Origin of the sequence: Veillonella absiana, from assembly GCF_032970865.1 — a bacterium.
In the GTDB taxonomy this organism is placed as follows: Bacteria; Bacillota; Negativicutes; order Veillonellales; family Veillonellaceae; genus Veillonella; species Veillonella absiana.
Genome location: NZ_JAWJZB010000007.1, coordinates 1 through 16,313, shown reverse-complemented (window position 1 = coordinate 16,313; position 16,313 = coordinate 1). Strand labels below are relative to the sequence as shown.

The following is a 16,313-nucleotide window of genomic DNA, read 5'->3' as shown; positions in this document are numbered from 1 at the left end:
ATGTATATTTATTTTCCTTGCCGGGCAATTATATCTTCTTATTAATCCACCAAAACTTTCATATTTTGTCTATACATTTTAGGGAATCCTCTTTATATGCTATTATACATATCTATATATACAAAATGTATATATACTGTATAATTATCGAATAGATCTGCAAAACCTCCAAAACCTCCTAAAACTAGCTATTTTGCTAATTCCAGGAGGTTTTATATGTTTATTTTGTGACCGACACGGAATCTATTTGTGTACCATCTGACAAAAAGGCATTGAGCGTCAATTTATTTTCGCTTACATCCATAGTCATGTAATTATCTGTTTCAGGTTGTGGTGCCACCACTATATCAAGAGGGTGATTAATCCACAAGTTTTGATATCGCACATCTCCAGCTACACCAGTGATGATGTATAATGGACCACTTTCGTTTCTTTCAAAATTACGAATATGTCCACGATTACGATACGTATGATAATGAGCGGATAATACTACATCAACATTGAACTCATCAAAGATCGGCATGAATGTTTCGCCAATATCATTGATACCTGGTTCCCAGTTGGTTTTTGTATTTTTATAACGAATAGAATCCTTATGCATCAACACAACGGTCCATTTTTTAGTATTATTGGCCAAATCCTGACGAAGCCATGCTACTTCATCGTCGCGAAGATTATCGTGGAACCCTTCGGCCTCTTTAAATTGCGTATCTAGAACCACATAATGAACATCACCAAAATCATAGGAATAGTAGCGATTTTTGTATTCGTCATTTCCATTGGATGGCAATGTGAAATAATTTGTATACGCCACAGGCTCACGAACCTTCCAATCTAAATTATAGGTTTCATGATTCCCCATCAATGGAGCAAATGCAGTTCTTGACGCTAATGGTTCAATAGAATTAAACCAAGCGCGCCATTGAGAGGCTTGCTCGCCATTATCCACGAGATCCCCCATGCTCACATAGAGGGCTGCATTTGGGTTACGCTGTACCGAATCTTTCACGAGTTTAGCCCATCCGCTATAATCAGCAGACTGGGAATCTGGGTAAATCAGCACTTGATAATCATGGGCGCCGGCCGTTGTTAATTTGTACCAGTTACTACGTTTATTGCCATAGCCCACACGATATTCATACGTCGTATTAGGCGTCAATTCAGCAATTGTCGCTTCATGAATATATGATGTTGTCCCATCATCTGTGAAAGCACGATTCGTAGCATTTACAGATTTAATATCTGACGAATTGGCCACACGGTATTCTACGATGGCACCGTCCTCAGAAATATCCGATTGCCACATAATCGTACGGCTCGTACTATTATTTTGGGCGACAATTTGTCGTACATAACGACCTTCTGATTCATGTAATGGCGCCTCAGATTGCCCCGTAATATGGGCGTACGCACTCATCACATTACGGCCAATGGTGTCGCCAAAGAAATAGGTCCCACCAATCAAGGCTACTGCCACACCAATGGCAGCTATAATTTGTTTACGTTTCATATGTATATTACTCCTATACAAAACTAATGTATCGTTTAATACGCTATAACTCTATTAGAACAAACGAGCTACAGTTCCGTAAGATTACCGTACTAGCTACACACTATCTAAAATAACCCCACGTAATATCCATTCACAATAACCTCGATTTCACCTGTCCGTGGATGGAACAGCAATCCATGAATTGGCACATCCTCTGGAATCAATGGATTCATGCGCAATTCGTCTACCGTTTCCTCAACGTTTTCGCCTGGATGTTGAAATCCATCAGCCCAATGCTCCATTTCGCGACGTATCATATGAATAGCCTCTGGCGCAATACCGCGGGCAAGCATTTTCTCAGATAAACTGGCTGCCGTCGTTTTAGACATACCACATTCATGATGACCAATAATAAAGATTTCGTTCACACCAAGCTCATAAATACAAACGAGCAAACTACGCACAACACCATCAAAAGGTCCCGTTACACAGTTACCCGCTGTTTTAACGATTTTCGCTTCACCACGGCCAATGTCCATGGCATCCTCCAAAAAATTGACGAGACGCGTATCCATACACGTAACAATGGCCATTTCTCGGCTTGGCATTTTGCTACATTTTGTATCAGTATCCACATAGCTATTATTTTCATCCTCGATGTAGGATTGATTAAACTTTAAAATTTCATCTAATAAGGTCATACTTGCTCCTTTATAGGTGTACTTACAATGTTATGATGAAAGCTACCTTAGCACTTTATCCACTCTTCATCACCTATTGTATTAAAACAAAATAGGTAGCAACTACTACATTACGCAATAGATGCTACCTATATTTTACCACACTTTATTTAGTTTTATCGATATGGTTAATGTTGATTAATTTTCTTAAGCGTATCGAATACCGCACTCATATCTTGTTTTACAATTTGTTTTTGTAAATTGTACTGCTCACGATAGAATTGTTTGTTACTTTCATCAGCATGGAAGGTCTGTTTCACCTTAAAATTAGCCGTCACGGCCTCCGTAATATCAGGAATATCTCCTACTGCATAGGCACCCACAATACAATTGGTAGCCACGGCCCCCTCTGCATTTTCTGGTGTCACAATATCACTGCCCAACATGTCCGCCTTGATCTGGTTCCAAACGTTACTACGGCTGCCCCCTTCGGTAACAGTAATACGGTTAAGATTAACACCGGCACTGCGATAGAGATCTGTAATTTCCATATAATCATAACCGATAGCCTCAAGCACGGCATGCCACATAGTAGCTTGATCCGTATCCATCGTCATATTGAGGAAACAACCTGTGGCATTTTTTATATCATTCGTGCCACCTGTGAGGTACGGCAAGAAAAATACACCATTTGAACCTGGTGTAACTTGTGCAGCACCATCATTAAGGATGTCATAATAGGAACCATCGCCTTCATGACCACAAATATTATCCTTGAACCAACGAAGTGCTAAACCGCCTGTACGAATATATCCCCAGTAAAAATACAAATTCGGCAAGGTGCCACTATTAAAAATAAGGCCCGCCCCTTTTTTACTGAGTTCCGGAATGATACCATTGGTGGACACACAGAACATAGAGCATGTACCTGCCACATCGACGGCTTGACCAGCCTTGATATTGCCAGAGCCAATCATGGATTGCATCGTGTCACCAGCGCCACCGCAAATAGGAATGCCCGCAGGTAGACCTGTAGCCTCCACCATTTCCGCTGTCAAGTGACCAATAATATCCCAAGGTTTCACAATGCGGGGCATCATGGTTTCAGAAATGCCGAGAATTTCTAATTGTTCAGTAGACCAAACCTTTTCCTCTACCTTATAACCAAGGCCCCAGCCTGACATGGCACCCCAATCTATAAACATATCAGCTGCCTTGAGACCTGCTAAATGAGCTAATATATAAGGTGCATTATGGATAAATTTAGCAATGGTTCCAGTCCATTGCTCTTGGTGTTTTAAAAACCACCGAGCAAATAAGGCGGGATACATACATTTAGGTTCAGGATTACCTGTTTCCTTACCCCAAATATCTAAATCCCAACCATTCATTTCGATTTCGTCCTCTTGAGTACGAGAATCTAGGTAGTTAATATATGGCGTTATGGCATTACCTTCGACATCAACACCAGCAATACCACAGATAATACCATCGCCCATAATGGATCGGATTTGGTTCACATCGATGTGTTTTTCTTCTAGTTGGACTACACAATCCTTCATACCTTTAATAGCCAATGCTAGGTATTCATCTACATCCATATTAACCCAACCTGGATGTGGATATGACAATGTGGTCGGTGATGTAGAGGATGCAACAATTTGCATATGGTCATCATAAACAGCAACTTTGACAGATTGCGTACCTGCGTCAAAGCCGAGATAGTATCGACTCATAAGAATACTCCTTAATAATCAGGTGTAGACAATGCCTCAATGGCGACACTGCCACCACGAACGACTTCAATACGATTCACAAACATATCTTTAAAGAGGTTAATCATGTCATTGTTCTTGGATACTGTTTTAACACATTGTATAAGAACAGCTTTCTTATTATAATCTACTACTTTTAAATCAAAGGTTTTTGCAATACGAAAAATCTCTTGCTTGTCTCCTTCTTTGCAACTATTCACCTTAATAAATAGCAGTTCTTTCTTGGTTATAGGCATATCTGTGAAATCAATAACCTTAATGACCTCTACACTGCGATTCAACTGTTTGATAATTTGCTCAAATGTTAAATCATCGCAAGTCAACTCAATGGTCATGCGAGACATAGTAGAGTCCTCTGTTTCCCCTACCGTAAGTGTATCGAGGTTATAATTTTTACCAGCGAACAAGCCAGAGATTTTTGCTAGTACGCCAATTTGGTTTTCTACATAGGCAGAAATACAACGTTTTTTGGTGATAACTGTATTTTCCATATTAGCTATTGTGGAGCCTGTAGGCACCACTTCTCCTTTCTCTAGTCTTTGTCCTTTAATAACATTTCTGACAGTGATTTACCAGCTGGCACCATTGGCAATACATTAATTTCCGTTGGTATCACAAATTCAAGCACTGTTGGGGCTTTCTCATGCTTATCAGCAAATTTGAAAGCCTTTGCAATATCTGATTCCTTCGTCACGCGCATGCCCTTCGCACCATAAGATTCTGCTAATTTCACAAAATCTGGCACATATTCAAATTCACCATTATCAATCATCTCTTGCGTTAACACGCGACTTTCATCAGGCTGTAAATTCGTACAAGCATACCGTTTATCATAGAACAATTGTTGCCATTGACGCACATTACCAAGGAAACCATTATTCAATATGATCAAGGTTACAGGCAATTTATAATGTACAGCAGTAGCTAATTCTTGAATATTCATTTGTACTCCACCATCACCAGAGATAGCAAATACGCGTTTATTAGGATTACCAATCTGCGCACCTATAGCGGCAGGAAATCCGTAGCCCATCGTGCCAAGCCCACCAGATGTTAAGAGTTGATGATTCCCCTCTACCGCAAGGAATTGTGTCGTCCATAACTGATTCTGACCAACGTCAGTGGATACAATTGGATTCTTGTAGTGCTCGTTGATATAGGTTATAACCTTCTCCGGCGTAATTTCTGTCCCCTCTTGCGTGATAGGATAATCATTTTTCAGTTGTTGTAAATCCGTTGGCCAAGAACCCAAATCGTGAGGTTTCATATATTCCAATAGTTTTTCGACGGCTAATTTAGCATCTGCCACAATTGGAATGTGAACCTTAATATTTTTTGAAATAGATGCCGCATCAATATCGATATGAATAATTTTACATTTCTGTGCAAACGTGCTCAATTTACCTGTTATGCGATCATTAAAGCGGGTTCCAATAGAAATCATCACATCACATTCGCTAAGCGCCACATTTGGTGCATAGCCACCATGAATACCTACATTACCAAGGTATAATGGATGCCTAGAGGAAATCGCCCCTTTCCCCATCAAAGTAGTTACTACAGGGATACCTGTTTTCTCAACGAGTTCCGTGAATAATTGATTAGCACCAGAGATATTGATGCCACCACCGATAAGGAATATAGGTTTTTTGGCCTTTCCTATTTCAGATACAGCCTTTTTAATTTGACCCACATGAACGGTTTCATTTGGCTTGTACCCACGAATATTAACCTCTGTAGGATAATCTTCTGGGCCCATTTCATTTTGAATATTTTTAGGGATATCGATGAGTACAGGCCCTGGACGGCCTGAGCGAGCAATATAAAAGGCATCTTTTATGATACGCCCCAATTGTTTTCGATCCCGTACAGTTACTGTATATTTACAGATATTACGACAAATACCGACAATGTCAATTTCTTGGAACGCATCATTCCCCATCAATTGTAATGGTACTTGCCCTGTAAAACATACCATAGGTACGCTATCATAGTTCGCTGTAGCAATAGCGGTTACTAAATTTGTTGCACCAGGTCCACTTGTTGCTAATAGAACACCAACTTTGCCAGTACTACGTGCATAACCATCTGCGGCATGCCCCATCGCTTGTTCATGACGTGGAAGAATTACGCGCACTGTATCCTGCTTGTATAATTCATCCATAATATCGATGGTGGCTGCACCAGGATAGTTAAATAGAATATCAACGTTCTCTTCTTGTAATGCCTTCACTAAATAGGCTGCACCAGTAATCATAATATCCCCCAATTCTAAGCACAATCTATATCTAAGAAATTTGAATATCGAAAAAATTGTGTTATACTACAAATGTAACAAATATACAGTTAAGAATACAGTATTTTATGTACAATTGTATTTCTCTATTATACAATATTTTCTCATATTTTACCTATGAAAGGTTGATTACCATGAAAGAAATTTTAGGTTTCCACTTAATCGGTTGTCCTTATTGTGCTAATGCATTCCGTGCTATTGATGAATTGAAAGCAGAAAATCCGGCTTACGAAAACATCAAAATTAACTGGGTAGAGGATCAAGATGCTCATGAGTTATTCAAAACTCACCCTTATGAGTACTACCCTAATCTTTGGTTTGACTTTGATAAACAATACGAAGCGCAACCAGGTGAAAGCTATGCCCAAACAAAAGCATTCATCAAAGCTGTGTTTGACAAAGCTCTATAATCAAATTACATTCAACGTGACTTCAAAGCCCCTCGTGACAAGATATGTCTTATCGCGAGGGGTTTTCTCTAGGAGATATAACGATGAAATTATCCTTACTCAACTTAGTGCCAGTACGAGCAGGCCAAACTTATAAAGATGCTATTGACTCGTGACCAACCAACGTCAACCGTTGCAACCTCCTGTTGAAAGTGACGACCACATTTTGGATCACATTCCAGAAACTACTGAGATTCCTCACTTCGGACCAGTTAACTTCCAAGTTACTACCATTAGCCATCGAGAACGCATGATTGTGGAACGAATGCAAGCGATTTCCTTTGTGGGATCACCAAACACCGTGCGTCAACAAATTACAGATTTGTCACATCATATCGAATTTGACGAAATTATGGCTCAAACACTCATCTATGATGAAAGTAAACAACATTCTTCTTATGAGTTGTTGAAAGAAATTGTGGATACACTATAATAATTAAAATTTTATCTACAAGAAGTCTCCATTTTATCTATAATCCCTATTTGATAATGCAGACCTAAGATAACACAAAGAACCTGGTAGCTATCATGGCTAACAGGTTCTTTGTTGAATTTTAGTTGCAAATACCTTGCTATTGTGGATATATCGTGTCTTATTAACGTTCTTTTTCACAGATGTGATTAAAACATCGTATTAGTATGTACTGCTGTTTCTGGAACATCTTGAATTACATCCCAATGTTCAATGATTTTTCCATCTTTAATACGGAAAATGTCTACCGCCGCTTGTCCACGATCTGTAGCATTTAACTTAATATGATTATGGATGAATACCAAATCACCTTCTGCTGCTACGTGTTTAATTTCGGCTGTACTTTCAGGAAATTCTGCTAAAAATCCAGCCACTGCCTCTTTGAATGGTTTCTTACCATCTGGATAGGTTGGGTTATGTTGAATATATTTAGACCCCACCATGGAGTCAACCACCTCTAAATCATGTTGATTGAATAAGGCATTCCAAAATGTCACTGCGATTTCCTTATTCGTCGCTGCTTCTGCAGCCTTTTTAGCCAATGCATCTTTATTAGCTTTTGTCACTTCTGTTTTTTGTACCTTTTCAATTTCCTGTTGAGATACGAGAGGAATAGATCGCGGTGCCACTACTGGTTGTGATATTGTTGCATTTGCTGTAACTACATCGTCTGCGCTAACCACACTAGCAGAACTCATAAATGCTACTGCAAATAAAATTGCTAAACTGCGTTTCATGTCTATCTCCTTCTTATATATGGGAATCGTTATTACTGTATGTTCCTAGTATAGATGATTTATACTTCACTCACAAGATACTATCTCAAAAGATACGTTCATATTATCAAATAAACATATTGACACATCTACCCATTTAACGAAATCCCACAGTTAATTAGGAAGAATAGTTTTTACACTATGCCCATAGTATGGTATAATTTTTGAAGTATTATACATGCGCCTATAGCTCAGGGGATAGAGCGCCGGTCTCCGGAACCGGGTGCGCAGGTTCGAATCCTGCTAGGCGCACCATAGATAAATAAAGGCTTCTCCAGTTTTGGAGGAGCCTTTTTTCGTGGCTTGAGCCCAATCTTGAGCCCAATCTTTTTTTTATTTTTGAAATTTCCCTATCCTTATATTTCTATTTTTATCGTAAATTGTAGAATGAAATTGAACGGCGGATTGTATAATTAAGTTGAACACTTAAAAATCCATAGCGAACCCTTGTGGTAAAATGTAGTTGCACAAAAAACACAACCACAAAGGAGAATCGCTATGGATCAAAATCATTTTACCACGGATACGTTACGCAAAAAAGGGGCTCATTTAACTTTTGAGGAACGAGTCATTATCCAAACGCGTCTCCGCGACAAGCAATCGTATCGGAGCATAGCCCGTGAGATTGGGTGCTGTGTCAATACGGTACGCAACGAGGTGAAGCGTGGCAAGGTTCTTTGCTATAACGGCAAGGTGGAACGCTATCGCGCAGCAGACGGGCAAAGCACCTATGAGGCGCATCGCGAAAACTGTGGTCGCAAATGCGACGCCATAGCAAAGGGAGCATTCCTCGACTATGTGCAGAAGAGACTTCAGGAACATCACTCACTGGTCGCTCGATGCCTGCTTTGGCAGGGCACTGGTTACGGGAGAATTTCAACGTGGCGAGATGGTTTGTACGAAACCCCTGTACAACTATGTCACGCTGGGGCTCCTAGGAAAAATCAAGAGTATTGACCTGCCCTTGCGCGTCAAGCGAAAAAACGCCAGGAAGCGGGTTCGTGAGCGTAAGAAGAAGTTCGGCCGCAGTATAGATGAGCGCGATCCTTCTGTGGATGAGCGTCAGGATTTCGGGCATTGGGAGTGTGACCTTGTACTGGGATCTCGCTCAAAGGACGAAGTACTGCTGACTCTGGTTGAGCGCAAGACACGCTGTTCCCTCATCAGAAAACTGCCCAACAAGGAAAGTGCCTCTGTAATAGCAGCCTTCAGAAAATTGAAGGATGGAATGTTCCGCGGCTGTTTCAGCCGAGTGTTCCTCAGCATTACGACAGACAATGGCAGTGAGTTTTCTAGCCTGTCGGAGCTAGAGAAACTAAGTCACACACGGATCTATTATGCGCATCCGTACTGCTCCAGCGACAAAGGTACGAATGAGAATCACAACGGCTTATTCCGTCGATTTCTTCCCAAAGGGAAGAAAATCGAGGGTTACCCAGTGGAACACATTTCCAGAGTAGAGTGCTGGGCCAACACCCTGCCAAGAAAAATACTCGGCTATAAGACACCCGAGGAGTGCTTTAGGGAAGAAATGCTTGCAGCACTTACTGCATAAAGGTTCGCCGGGTGTTCAACTTATTATTGCAATTCGGGATTTTTTTGTCGTAAAGCCTTTCCCTTTATCCTCAAATAATCATCTAAGAATCTCTTCATTTTTCTAATATAATCAGGATGAACTATATTGTTTTCCATTTTCTCCTCCTAGCAACCAGTACCAATTACCGTTATCCACTACCCGTTTCCATTACCTTTCTCTTACCGGTTACCCACACCAGTACCGGTACTGGTGATATAGGTATAACTAAAAAAGGGTACACCTATCCCTTAGAATTGGCATACCCTAAAAAAGGTATGCAAGAATAGACTCCTTGCATACCTTTGCGCTTACATATATAATAAATATGCAAGGAATCAAATTTGTCTTGATGGGACAATTATTTCTTGTTAGCTCATTTCAGCGCCAACTGAAATGGGCTTTTTTTTAATTTCAAGCATACATTTACTCCATTTTGTGTGCATCTATAAGGACTCTCCTTCCAACTCTAATGGTTGGCAATTGTCCTTCTCTAGCTAGTCGATATAAAGCCGCTTCTGTGACTCGTCCACAAAAGAATTGTTGTGCTGCCTCTGCAACAGTTATATAAACTTTGTCTGATACATAATCACTTTTTTCCACAATAACCACCTCCATAATGGTATAATAAATAATTAATTACTGATTTTTAATTGAAATATAATTCCAATCATATCAGCTACAAAACTACCAAATAAAAATCTTGTATCGACATTTATTTAATATTTTTTATGTTTTTATTATATAACTACCGATAAGTTAAATCAAGAGGATAATTATGAGAGATTCTAGATTTTCAATAAACTTAAAATCACTACGAAAAGACTATAAACTTACTCAAGAGGATCTTGGTAAGATTCTTAATGTTACAAAACTTCAAATATCATATTATGAACGTGGCGTATCTTATCCAAAAGCAGACTTAGTAGCTCGAGTTGCTCAATACTTTAATGTACCAATTAACCAACTAATCGAACCATCTATTAGAAGTAATTTTTATTTTCGTCCAATAGTTAAAGGTGAAAATATACCCCTTGATAATATTCCTAATAAGAATGGAATGGCAAAATTTACAGGTATTCCTGGTTTAATTGAAATCCCATCAATAATACAAGATAGACCATATACAGCAATAAATCCCAATATTATGAAATATGCAAACTTTATGGTTCTTTTACCTTCCGAGTCTAATGATCTTGTTCAATTTTTCTATACACATTTTAAAGAACTACCTGAACAACCAATTGAAAGACTCTTTGGATATGAATTTTGGAATCAACCACCTAAAAATACACCTTCCTATGATGGATTTACCTTACTTTATAAGATTTTTTCGGCGACTAAACAAGAAGCTTGGCTCCGCTCTCCACTTGCACAGCCAGCCAATGATGCTAATATCTTAGCTTTATTATTACCAGAAAATAATCATATAATCCGTCTTTTTATACGACCAGAAAAATACGGATGTAAATTACATGCAACCTATTCTTCTGACTTAGAAAACCTTATAGCAAGTTGGTTAGAAGAAGATCCTGCCCAAAGAATAGCTAAAGCCCAACAATATTGTTTATCAATTATGAAAGAAGAAACTGCTAATGAAGATTTTATAGATGACAATTGTACAAACACAGATGATTATGATGAAAAATATAATCTTAAACGTTTCTTAGAAAAACGTGGTGCAAAAATAACTATCGATTAGTAATGATGTGTTTAAAAGGATATAAAAATAAAGATGCTTACACTAAAAGAACAAAAAAAAGCCGCCAAAATCTTTGCCGAAAAATGGGCTGGGATTGGCGACGAAAAACAAGATTCTCAACGATTTTGGATTGAACTATTACAAACTGTATATGGAATAGAAAATCCAGCTGATTTTATTCGATTTGAACAACGAGTAATGCTTGAAAATATTAGCTACATTGATGCTATGATTCCTGCTACTCATACTATGATTGAGCAAAAAAGTCTTGGAAAAAGTCTTACAGCTCCTATTCGTCAATCAGATGGATCACAATTAACACCATTAGAACAAGCTAAACGCTATTCTGCTAACTTACCATATAGTGATCGGCCACGCTGGATTATCGGTTGTAATTTTGCTGAATTCCAAATTCTTGATATGGATAATCCCAATGCGACTCCAGAAATTATTTACTTAAAAGATCTCGAAACCGGCTTTTATCGTCTTAATTTCATGGTTAATACCAAAGACACTCATATCGAAAAAGAAATGGAAATTTCAAGAAGTGCAGGGGAACTAGTCGGTAAAATTTACGATGTACTTCTTACCCAATATAAGCTTAATGAAAAACTTTCTGAAGATTATATTCTTCAAAACATCAATAAACTGTGTGTACGTTTGGTTTTCTGCCTTTATGCAGAAGATGCTGGTTTATTTGGTAGTCGTTCTCTATTCCATGATTATTTACAAGAATATAAACCACAACAATTCCGCAAAGCACTTTTAGAATTATTCCGTATACTTGATACTCCAATTTCTGATCGTGATCCTTTTGAAGAAGAAAACCTTCTTGCCTTTCCTTATGTAAATGGTAATTTATTCAGTGAATCTATTGAAATCCCACCATTTAGTGAAGAAGCTGTTCAAATGCTACTTAATGAAGCTTGTTCTTTTGATTGGAGTGCAATTTCTCCTACAATTTTTGGTGGCATCTTCGAGAGTACATTAAATCCTGATACTCGCCGTCATGGTGGAATGCACTATACGAGTATTGAAAACATTCATAAAGTAATCGATCCACTTTTCTTAGATGAATACAAAGAAAAATTTCTCATCACAATGGGTGAAAAAGTTTTAAAAAAAAGGATTGAGAAATTAAAAAACTTACAAAATGAACTTGCCACATTAACATTCTTTGATCCTGCTGCCGGTTCAGGTAACTTTTTAACGGAAACCTACTTATCCTTAAGAAGACTTGAAAATGATATTTTACGAGAAACAATTACTGATAAATCCGGTTCTGGTATACTAGGCTTCCATGAAGACGAATTTAATCCTATTAAAATTAGTATTCAACAATTCTATGGCATTGAAATCAATGACTTTGCTGTTGCTGTTGCCAGAACTGCTATTTGGATTGCAGAAGCACAAATGTTTGCAGAAACAGAAGGTATTATAAATCGTGAGATGGATTTCTTGCCTTTACATAGTTTCAATAACATTCACGAAGGGAACTCTTTACAAATTAATTGGAGTGATATTATTTCTCCATCAAATCTTACTTATATAATAGGAAATCCTCCCTTTGTTGGATCTAAATATTCCTCTGCAGCACAAAAAAAAGACATGGATAAAGTCATGTCACCTTATTCAAAAAAATATAGAAAACTAGACTATGTTACAGCTTGGTTTGTAAAAGCTGGAGAGTTCATAAATGCTAATAGCCAATTAAAATGTGCTTTCGTATCAACAAATTCTATCTCACAAGGTGAACAAGTAGCCCCTCTTTGGAACATTTTAAAACAATTTGGTATTGAAATAATCTACGCTCATAAGACATTTAAATGGTCAAGCGATTCAGCTAATAATGCCGCGGTTCATTGTGTCATTATTGGTTTTGCAAAAAAAGGGCTAGTACAAGTAAAACAATTATTTAATAATGGGAAACTAACATTTTCGCCTTCTATTAGCCCTTACCTTGTAAATAGTATAGATGTAATTGTTGAAAGCTCTTCAACGCCGCTTTCAAACCAACACAAAATGGTTGCTCCTAATAAACCTTGTGATTATAACCACCTAAAAATTGAACCTGATGAATATCAAGATTTTAAAACCAATTGTCCCAATGCGCTCAAATGGATAAAGCGAATGGTTGGTGCTACTGAATTTATTAATAATAAAGAAAGATATTGTTTATGGTTAGTTGGTATTACGCCCCGAGAGCTTCGTGCTATGCCAATGGTTATGGAGCGTGTTGAAGCTTGTAGAGCAGCAAGAATTGCTGCAAACACATCAGAATCATTAAAATTAGCTGATACTCCTACACTTTTCAGAGAACAAATTAATCCTGATAATTATTTAATAATACCAGCTGTATCCTCAGAACGAAGAAGATATGTTCCTATTGGTTTTCTTGATAAAAACACAATTCCAGTTATGGGAACACTAATAATTCCAAATGCAGATTTAATCGATTTTGCATTACTCAATTCTAATGTTCATATGGCCTGGATGCGTGCTGTTGCGGGACGCCTAAAAAGTGATTATAGATATTCAAAAGATGTTGTATATAACACGTTTCCATACCCCACTATTTCCTCCAAAGCTAAGCAAAAATTAGAGTCTACTGCAAAAGGAATCTTAAATGCCCGAGCATTATATCCAGACTCTACACTAGCTGATCTCTATGATGATTTGACTATGCCTGTTGAACTCAGAAATGCACATAGAGATAATAACAAAGCTGTTATGGAAACATATGGCTTCTCTTTAAAAATGAATGAAGATGATTGTGTCGCTGAACTAATGAAATTATATGAACAGCTCTCTAAAGCATAATCTACTCTTATTTTATGAAGGAGAATAACCATGCCATCAAAAGATAAAATCGAAGAACGAGCTGTTGAAACTATACGCTCCCTTATTAATAACTGTGATTTTATTACTCATGATATTCCCACTAATGATAAAACACCAGTTTATGATGGAGAATTACGTCTATACCGTAAAAATTCTAAAGGGCTATCAAACGAAAATTTGATAGGAGCTGTACCAGTTCAAGTAAAAGGAAAAGATAAATCATTTCAAAATAAACCCAAATATCCAATCAAAGTATCACATTTAAACTATTACCAACAAAATGGGGGCTGTCTTTTCTTCGTTGTTGATACGGTTTTAAAACAAATCTACTATTGTGAACTATTACCGGTTATCATTTATGAGAAATTCCAAGAAAAGCCTAGCAGTTCAACACAAAGAACATTAACATTTCCTCTCAAAAAATTTCCAGAAAAAGAAGAAGAAGTGTATGCATTACTAACTCATTTCTATAACCATAGTAAAAAACAGCGTGCTTCTAATGGCATAACCCAAAGCTTAGGAGAAATCTTTCATAGTGGACAAAATATCTCTATTGAATCTGAATTAAAATTCGAAAAAAAAGATAACATTATGACTTTAAAAGATGAACCTACACAACTATATGCTAAATTCAAACCATCAGATGCAATAGCTCCACTAGGTTCTTTTACTATAACAGCTGTAGGTGAGTCTGCTAATGCTATCCTCTCTATTGGATCCAACCAATACCAAGTTAATGTAGCTAGAAGAATAAGTATTGATCCTAATGATATTGAAATTGAGCTTAATCATAATATAAAAATTTTCCCTTATAAACAAACACCTACACTAACATATTCGATTAAAGACTCAAACCTATCAGAAGCAAAATCAACTTTATCCATCCTAATAGACTTGTGCCAAGAAAACCCCTTATATATTAACAATCAGGTATTGGGGTGTTTAAATAAAAATAAAAAACTCCTTGAAAATCTTATTTGTCTAAATAATAATTTAGATAAAATCCAAGAAATTGCTAATGTTCTAAATATCAATACTGACAAAATGAAGTTAAGCGCATCTCTAATAGATTGGCTTCTCGTCCTCCATAATGATATCGTAAAAAATTTATCTCACAAAAAAGTCAAAGGTGAATCTAGTGGACCCAAATGCATTGACTTTTCAGGTGCATGTCTAGCTTTAGTATTATGGATATATAAAGGAGAATCAAAATATTTTTCTTATTTTGATTCTAAATTGCATCTAGGTTCTGAAAATAAAGAAACACAGTATCCTCTCTATCTAAAAATTTCTACAGAACATTTAACTAAGGTTAATAATATCCCCTTTGAGCAGGTAGCTCAAACTCTATCATCAATTAACCTTGATAAGTTTTCATTTGAGCTTATCAACCCATTTATTCTAAATGTATTAAATGCCTATGACCAATCTCATAACGCTCAACTTTTACAAATGATAACAACCATTAGTAGAAGACTTATGGAATATGAAAATACTAATATTACTAAGTTAAATTATTATCAACTATTAAAGCGCCTAGATCAATTAACCTCTATCGAAATGAAAGAAATATTTAATATTATAGAATCAACGAATTCCCTTCAAGAGAAAATTGCAGCTTATATTTTACTAGGTAGTTACAACGAAGCAAGTTCTTTATTCACTCAATTAAGTACTGAAGAATATAATACTTTTAAAACATATCCTATTTTTAATCTATGGAATGACAAAATATAAATTCCAGCTTAAATTAGACAATTTTACAAATTAAATAACAAAGAAAACTCCACAACCAAAAAATCCCTAATGGAAATTTTCTATTAGGGATTTTATAATTATTGCAATTATTATACTATTCATATATATGTAAAGTGGACCCCATTGTCAAGACCATTTTTTGCTAACATTTAAGTTTGGTCAAAGGCTAGTTATAAAAATATACTTCTGCTGGCTTTTTATAATCCAAGCTTTGGTGATACCGTTCAGTATTATAGAAATTGATGTATTCTTTGATTCCGATACGAGCCTCTTTGGGGCTGTAGTATTGCATTGGATACACGTTTTCATACTTAATAGTGCGCCATAAACGCTCAATCATGATATTATCAAAGGCTCTGCCACGGTGGTCCATGCTGATTTTACTTCCAGCTTTTAAAAATGGATCCGTGAATTTATGACTAGTAAAATGACTTCCTTGGTCACTATTCATAATCTCTGGTGTAGCCATAGACAATGCTTTTCTACTTGCTTCTAAAAC

13 protein-coding genes, 1 tRNA gene and 1 pseudogene are annotated in these 16,313 nt (G+C 37.0%); 7 read left to right on the top strand and 8 right to left on the bottom strand.

Annotation, left to right across the window (positions count from 1 at the left end; genetic code table 11):
* Nucleotides 1-220 precede the first annotated feature (220 nt).
* From RVY80_RS06590 to ilvB, 5 genes are all read right to left on the bottom strand, one after another.
* Nucleotides 221-1,510: a purple acid phosphatase family protein gene (locus RVY80_RS06590; RefSeq protein ID WP_295189150.1), complete on the bottom strand. Its 1,290-nt coding sequence runs from the start codon at nt 1,508-1,510 to the stop codon at nt 221-223.
* A 107-nt stretch (nt 1,511-1,617) separates the two neighbouring features.
* A complete protein-coding gene (locus RVY80_RS06585; RefSeq protein WP_295189147.1) occupies nt 1,618-2,193 on the bottom strand; it encodes a beta-class carbonic anhydrase in 576 nt (191 codons plus the stop codon).
* A 167-nt stretch (nt 2,194-2,360) separates the two neighbouring features.
* Entirely contained in the window at nt 2,361-3,908 is a 1,548-nt protein-coding gene (locus RVY80_RS06580; RefSeq protein WP_317330013.1) for an FGGY-family carbohydrate kinase, read from the bottom strand.
* Between the two features lie 11 nt (nt 3,909-3,919).
* The gene (ilvN, locus tag RVY80_RS06575) at nt 3,920-4,438 is read right to left on the bottom strand and encodes an acetolactate synthase small subunit (protein ID WP_295189141.1); all 519 of its coding nucleotides are present in this window, start codon (nt 4,436-4,438) and stop codon (nt 3,920-3,922) included.
* A gap of 41 nt (nt 4,439-4,479) precedes the next feature.
* On the bottom strand, nt 4,480-6,204 hold the full coding sequence (ilvB, locus tag RVY80_RS06570) for a biosynthetic-type acetolactate synthase large subunit (protein ID WP_295192609.1): 1,725 nt from the start codon (nt 6,202-6,204) through the stop codon (nt 4,480-4,482).
* A gap of 173 nt (nt 6,205-6,377) precedes the next feature.
* On the opposite strand from ilvB, the gene RVY80_RS06565 reads away from it, so the two are divergent.
* Together RVY80_RS06565 and RVY80_RS06560 are read left to right on the top strand one after the other, a co-directional pair.
* Nucleotides 6,378-6,653: a glutaredoxin gene (locus tag RVY80_RS06565; RefSeq protein ID WP_295189135.1), complete on the top strand. Its 276-nt coding sequence runs from the start codon at nt 6,378-6,380 to the stop codon at nt 6,651-6,653.
* Between the two features lie 151 nt (nt 6,654-6,804).
* The gene (locus tag RVY80_RS06560; RefSeq protein ID WP_295192611.1) at nt 6,805-7,125 is read left to right on the top strand and encodes an LLM class oxidoreductase; all 321 of its coding nucleotides are present in this window, start codon (nt 6,805-6,807) and stop codon (nt 7,123-7,125) included.
* Nucleotides 7,126-7,313: 188 nt separating this feature from the next.
* Here the strand turns inward: RVY80_RS06560 and RVY80_RS06555 are convergent, their stop codons facing one another.
* Entirely contained in the window at nt 7,314-7,901 is a 588-nt protein-coding gene (locus RVY80_RS06555) for a nuclear transport factor 2 family protein (protein ID WP_317330012.1), read from the bottom strand.
* A gap of 219 nt (nt 7,902-8,120) precedes the next feature.
* Between RVY80_RS06555 and RVY80_RS06550 the strand changes: the two genes are divergently transcribed.
* Both RVY80_RS06550 and RVY80_RS06545 read left to right on the top strand, forming a co-directional pair.
* Nucleotides 8,121-8,195 (top strand) — tRNA-Arg (locus RVY80_RS06550).
* A gap of 243 nt (nt 8,196-8,438) precedes the next feature.
* Nucleotides 8,439-9,495: pseudogene (locus RVY80_RS06545) on the top strand (IS30 family transposase).
* A 444-nt stretch (nt 9,496-9,939) separates the two neighbouring features.
* On the opposite strand, the gene RVY80_RS06540 reads toward RVY80_RS06545, so the two are convergent.
* Nucleotides 9,940-10,116 (bottom strand): helix-turn-helix domain-containing protein, encoded by a 177-nt coding sequence (locus RVY80_RS06540; protein ID WP_317330011.1) that lies wholly within the window; start codon nt 10,114-10,116, stop codon nt 9,940-9,942.
* Between the two features lie 175 nt (nt 10,117-10,291).
* On the opposite strand from RVY80_RS06540, the gene RVY80_RS06535 reads away from it, so the two are divergent.
* Genes RVY80_RS06535 through RVY80_RS06525 form a run of 3 tightly spaced genes read left to right on the top strand, consistent with a single transcriptional unit; the run spans nt 10,292 to nt 15,793 of the window.
* A complete protein-coding gene (locus RVY80_RS06535; protein WP_317330010.1) occupies nt 10,292-11,215 on the top strand; it encodes a helix-turn-helix domain-containing protein in 924 nt (307 codons plus the stop codon).
* Nucleotides 11,216-11,248: 33 nt separating this feature from the next.
* Nucleotides 11,249-14,035 carry a DNA methyltransferase gene (locus RVY80_RS06530; protein ID WP_317330009.1) on the top strand — a complete coding sequence of 929 codons (2,787 nt, stop codon included), beginning with the start codon at nt 11,249-11,251 and terminating at the stop codon, nt 14,033-14,035.
* A 30-nt stretch (nt 14,036-14,065) separates the two neighbouring features.
* Nucleotides 14,066-15,793, top strand: a complete 1,728-nt coding sequence (locus tag RVY80_RS06525; protein ID WP_317330008.1) for a DUF4365 domain-containing protein — start codon at nt 14,066-14,068, stop codon at nt 15,791-15,793.
* A 187-nt stretch (nt 15,794-15,980) separates the two neighbouring features.
* Here the strand turns inward: RVY80_RS06525 and RVY80_RS06520 are convergent.
* A partial coding sequence (locus RVY80_RS06520; RefSeq protein WP_317330007.1) for an integrase core domain-containing protein occupies nt 15,981-16,313 on the bottom strand: 333 nt, incomplete at its 5' end.

Coding starts and splice junctions, on each gene's coding strand:
- RVY80_RS06590 (WP_295189150.1), bottom strand. CDS start 1,510: ATGAAACGTAAACAAATTATAGCTGCCATTGGTGTGGCAGTAGCCTTG.
- RVY80_RS06585 (WP_295189147.1), bottom strand. CDS start 2,193: ATGACCTTATTAGATGAAATTTTAAAGTTTAATCAATCCTACATCGAG.
- RVY80_RS06580 (WP_317330013.1), bottom strand. CDS start 3,908: ATGAGTCGATACTATCTCGGCTTTGACGCAGGTACGCAATCTGTCAAA.
- ilvN (WP_295189141.1), bottom strand. CDS start 4,438: ATGGAAAATACAGTTATCACCAAAAAACGTTGTATTTCTGCCTATGTA.
- ilvB (WP_295192609.1), bottom strand. CDS start 6,204: ATGATTACTGGTGCAGCCTATTTAGTGAAGGCATTACAAGAAGAGAAC.
- RVY80_RS06565 (WP_295189135.1), top strand. CDS start 6,378: ATGAAAGAAATTTTAGGTTTCCACTTAATCGGTTGTCCTTATTGTGCT.
- RVY80_RS06555 (WP_317330012.1), bottom strand. CDS start 7,901: ATGAAACGCAGTTTAGCAATTTTATTTGCAGTAGCATTTATGAGTTCT.
- RVY80_RS06535 (WP_317330010.1), top strand. CDS start 10,292: ATGAGAGATTCTAGATTTTCAATAAACTTAAAATCACTACGAAAAGAC.
- RVY80_RS06530 (WP_317330009.1), top strand. CDS start 11,249: ATGCTTACACTAAAAGAACAAAAAAAAGCCGCCAAAATCTTTGCCGAA.
- RVY80_RS06525 (WP_317330008.1), top strand. CDS start 14,066: ATGCCATCAAAAGATAAAATCGAAGAACGAGCTGTTGAAACTATACGC.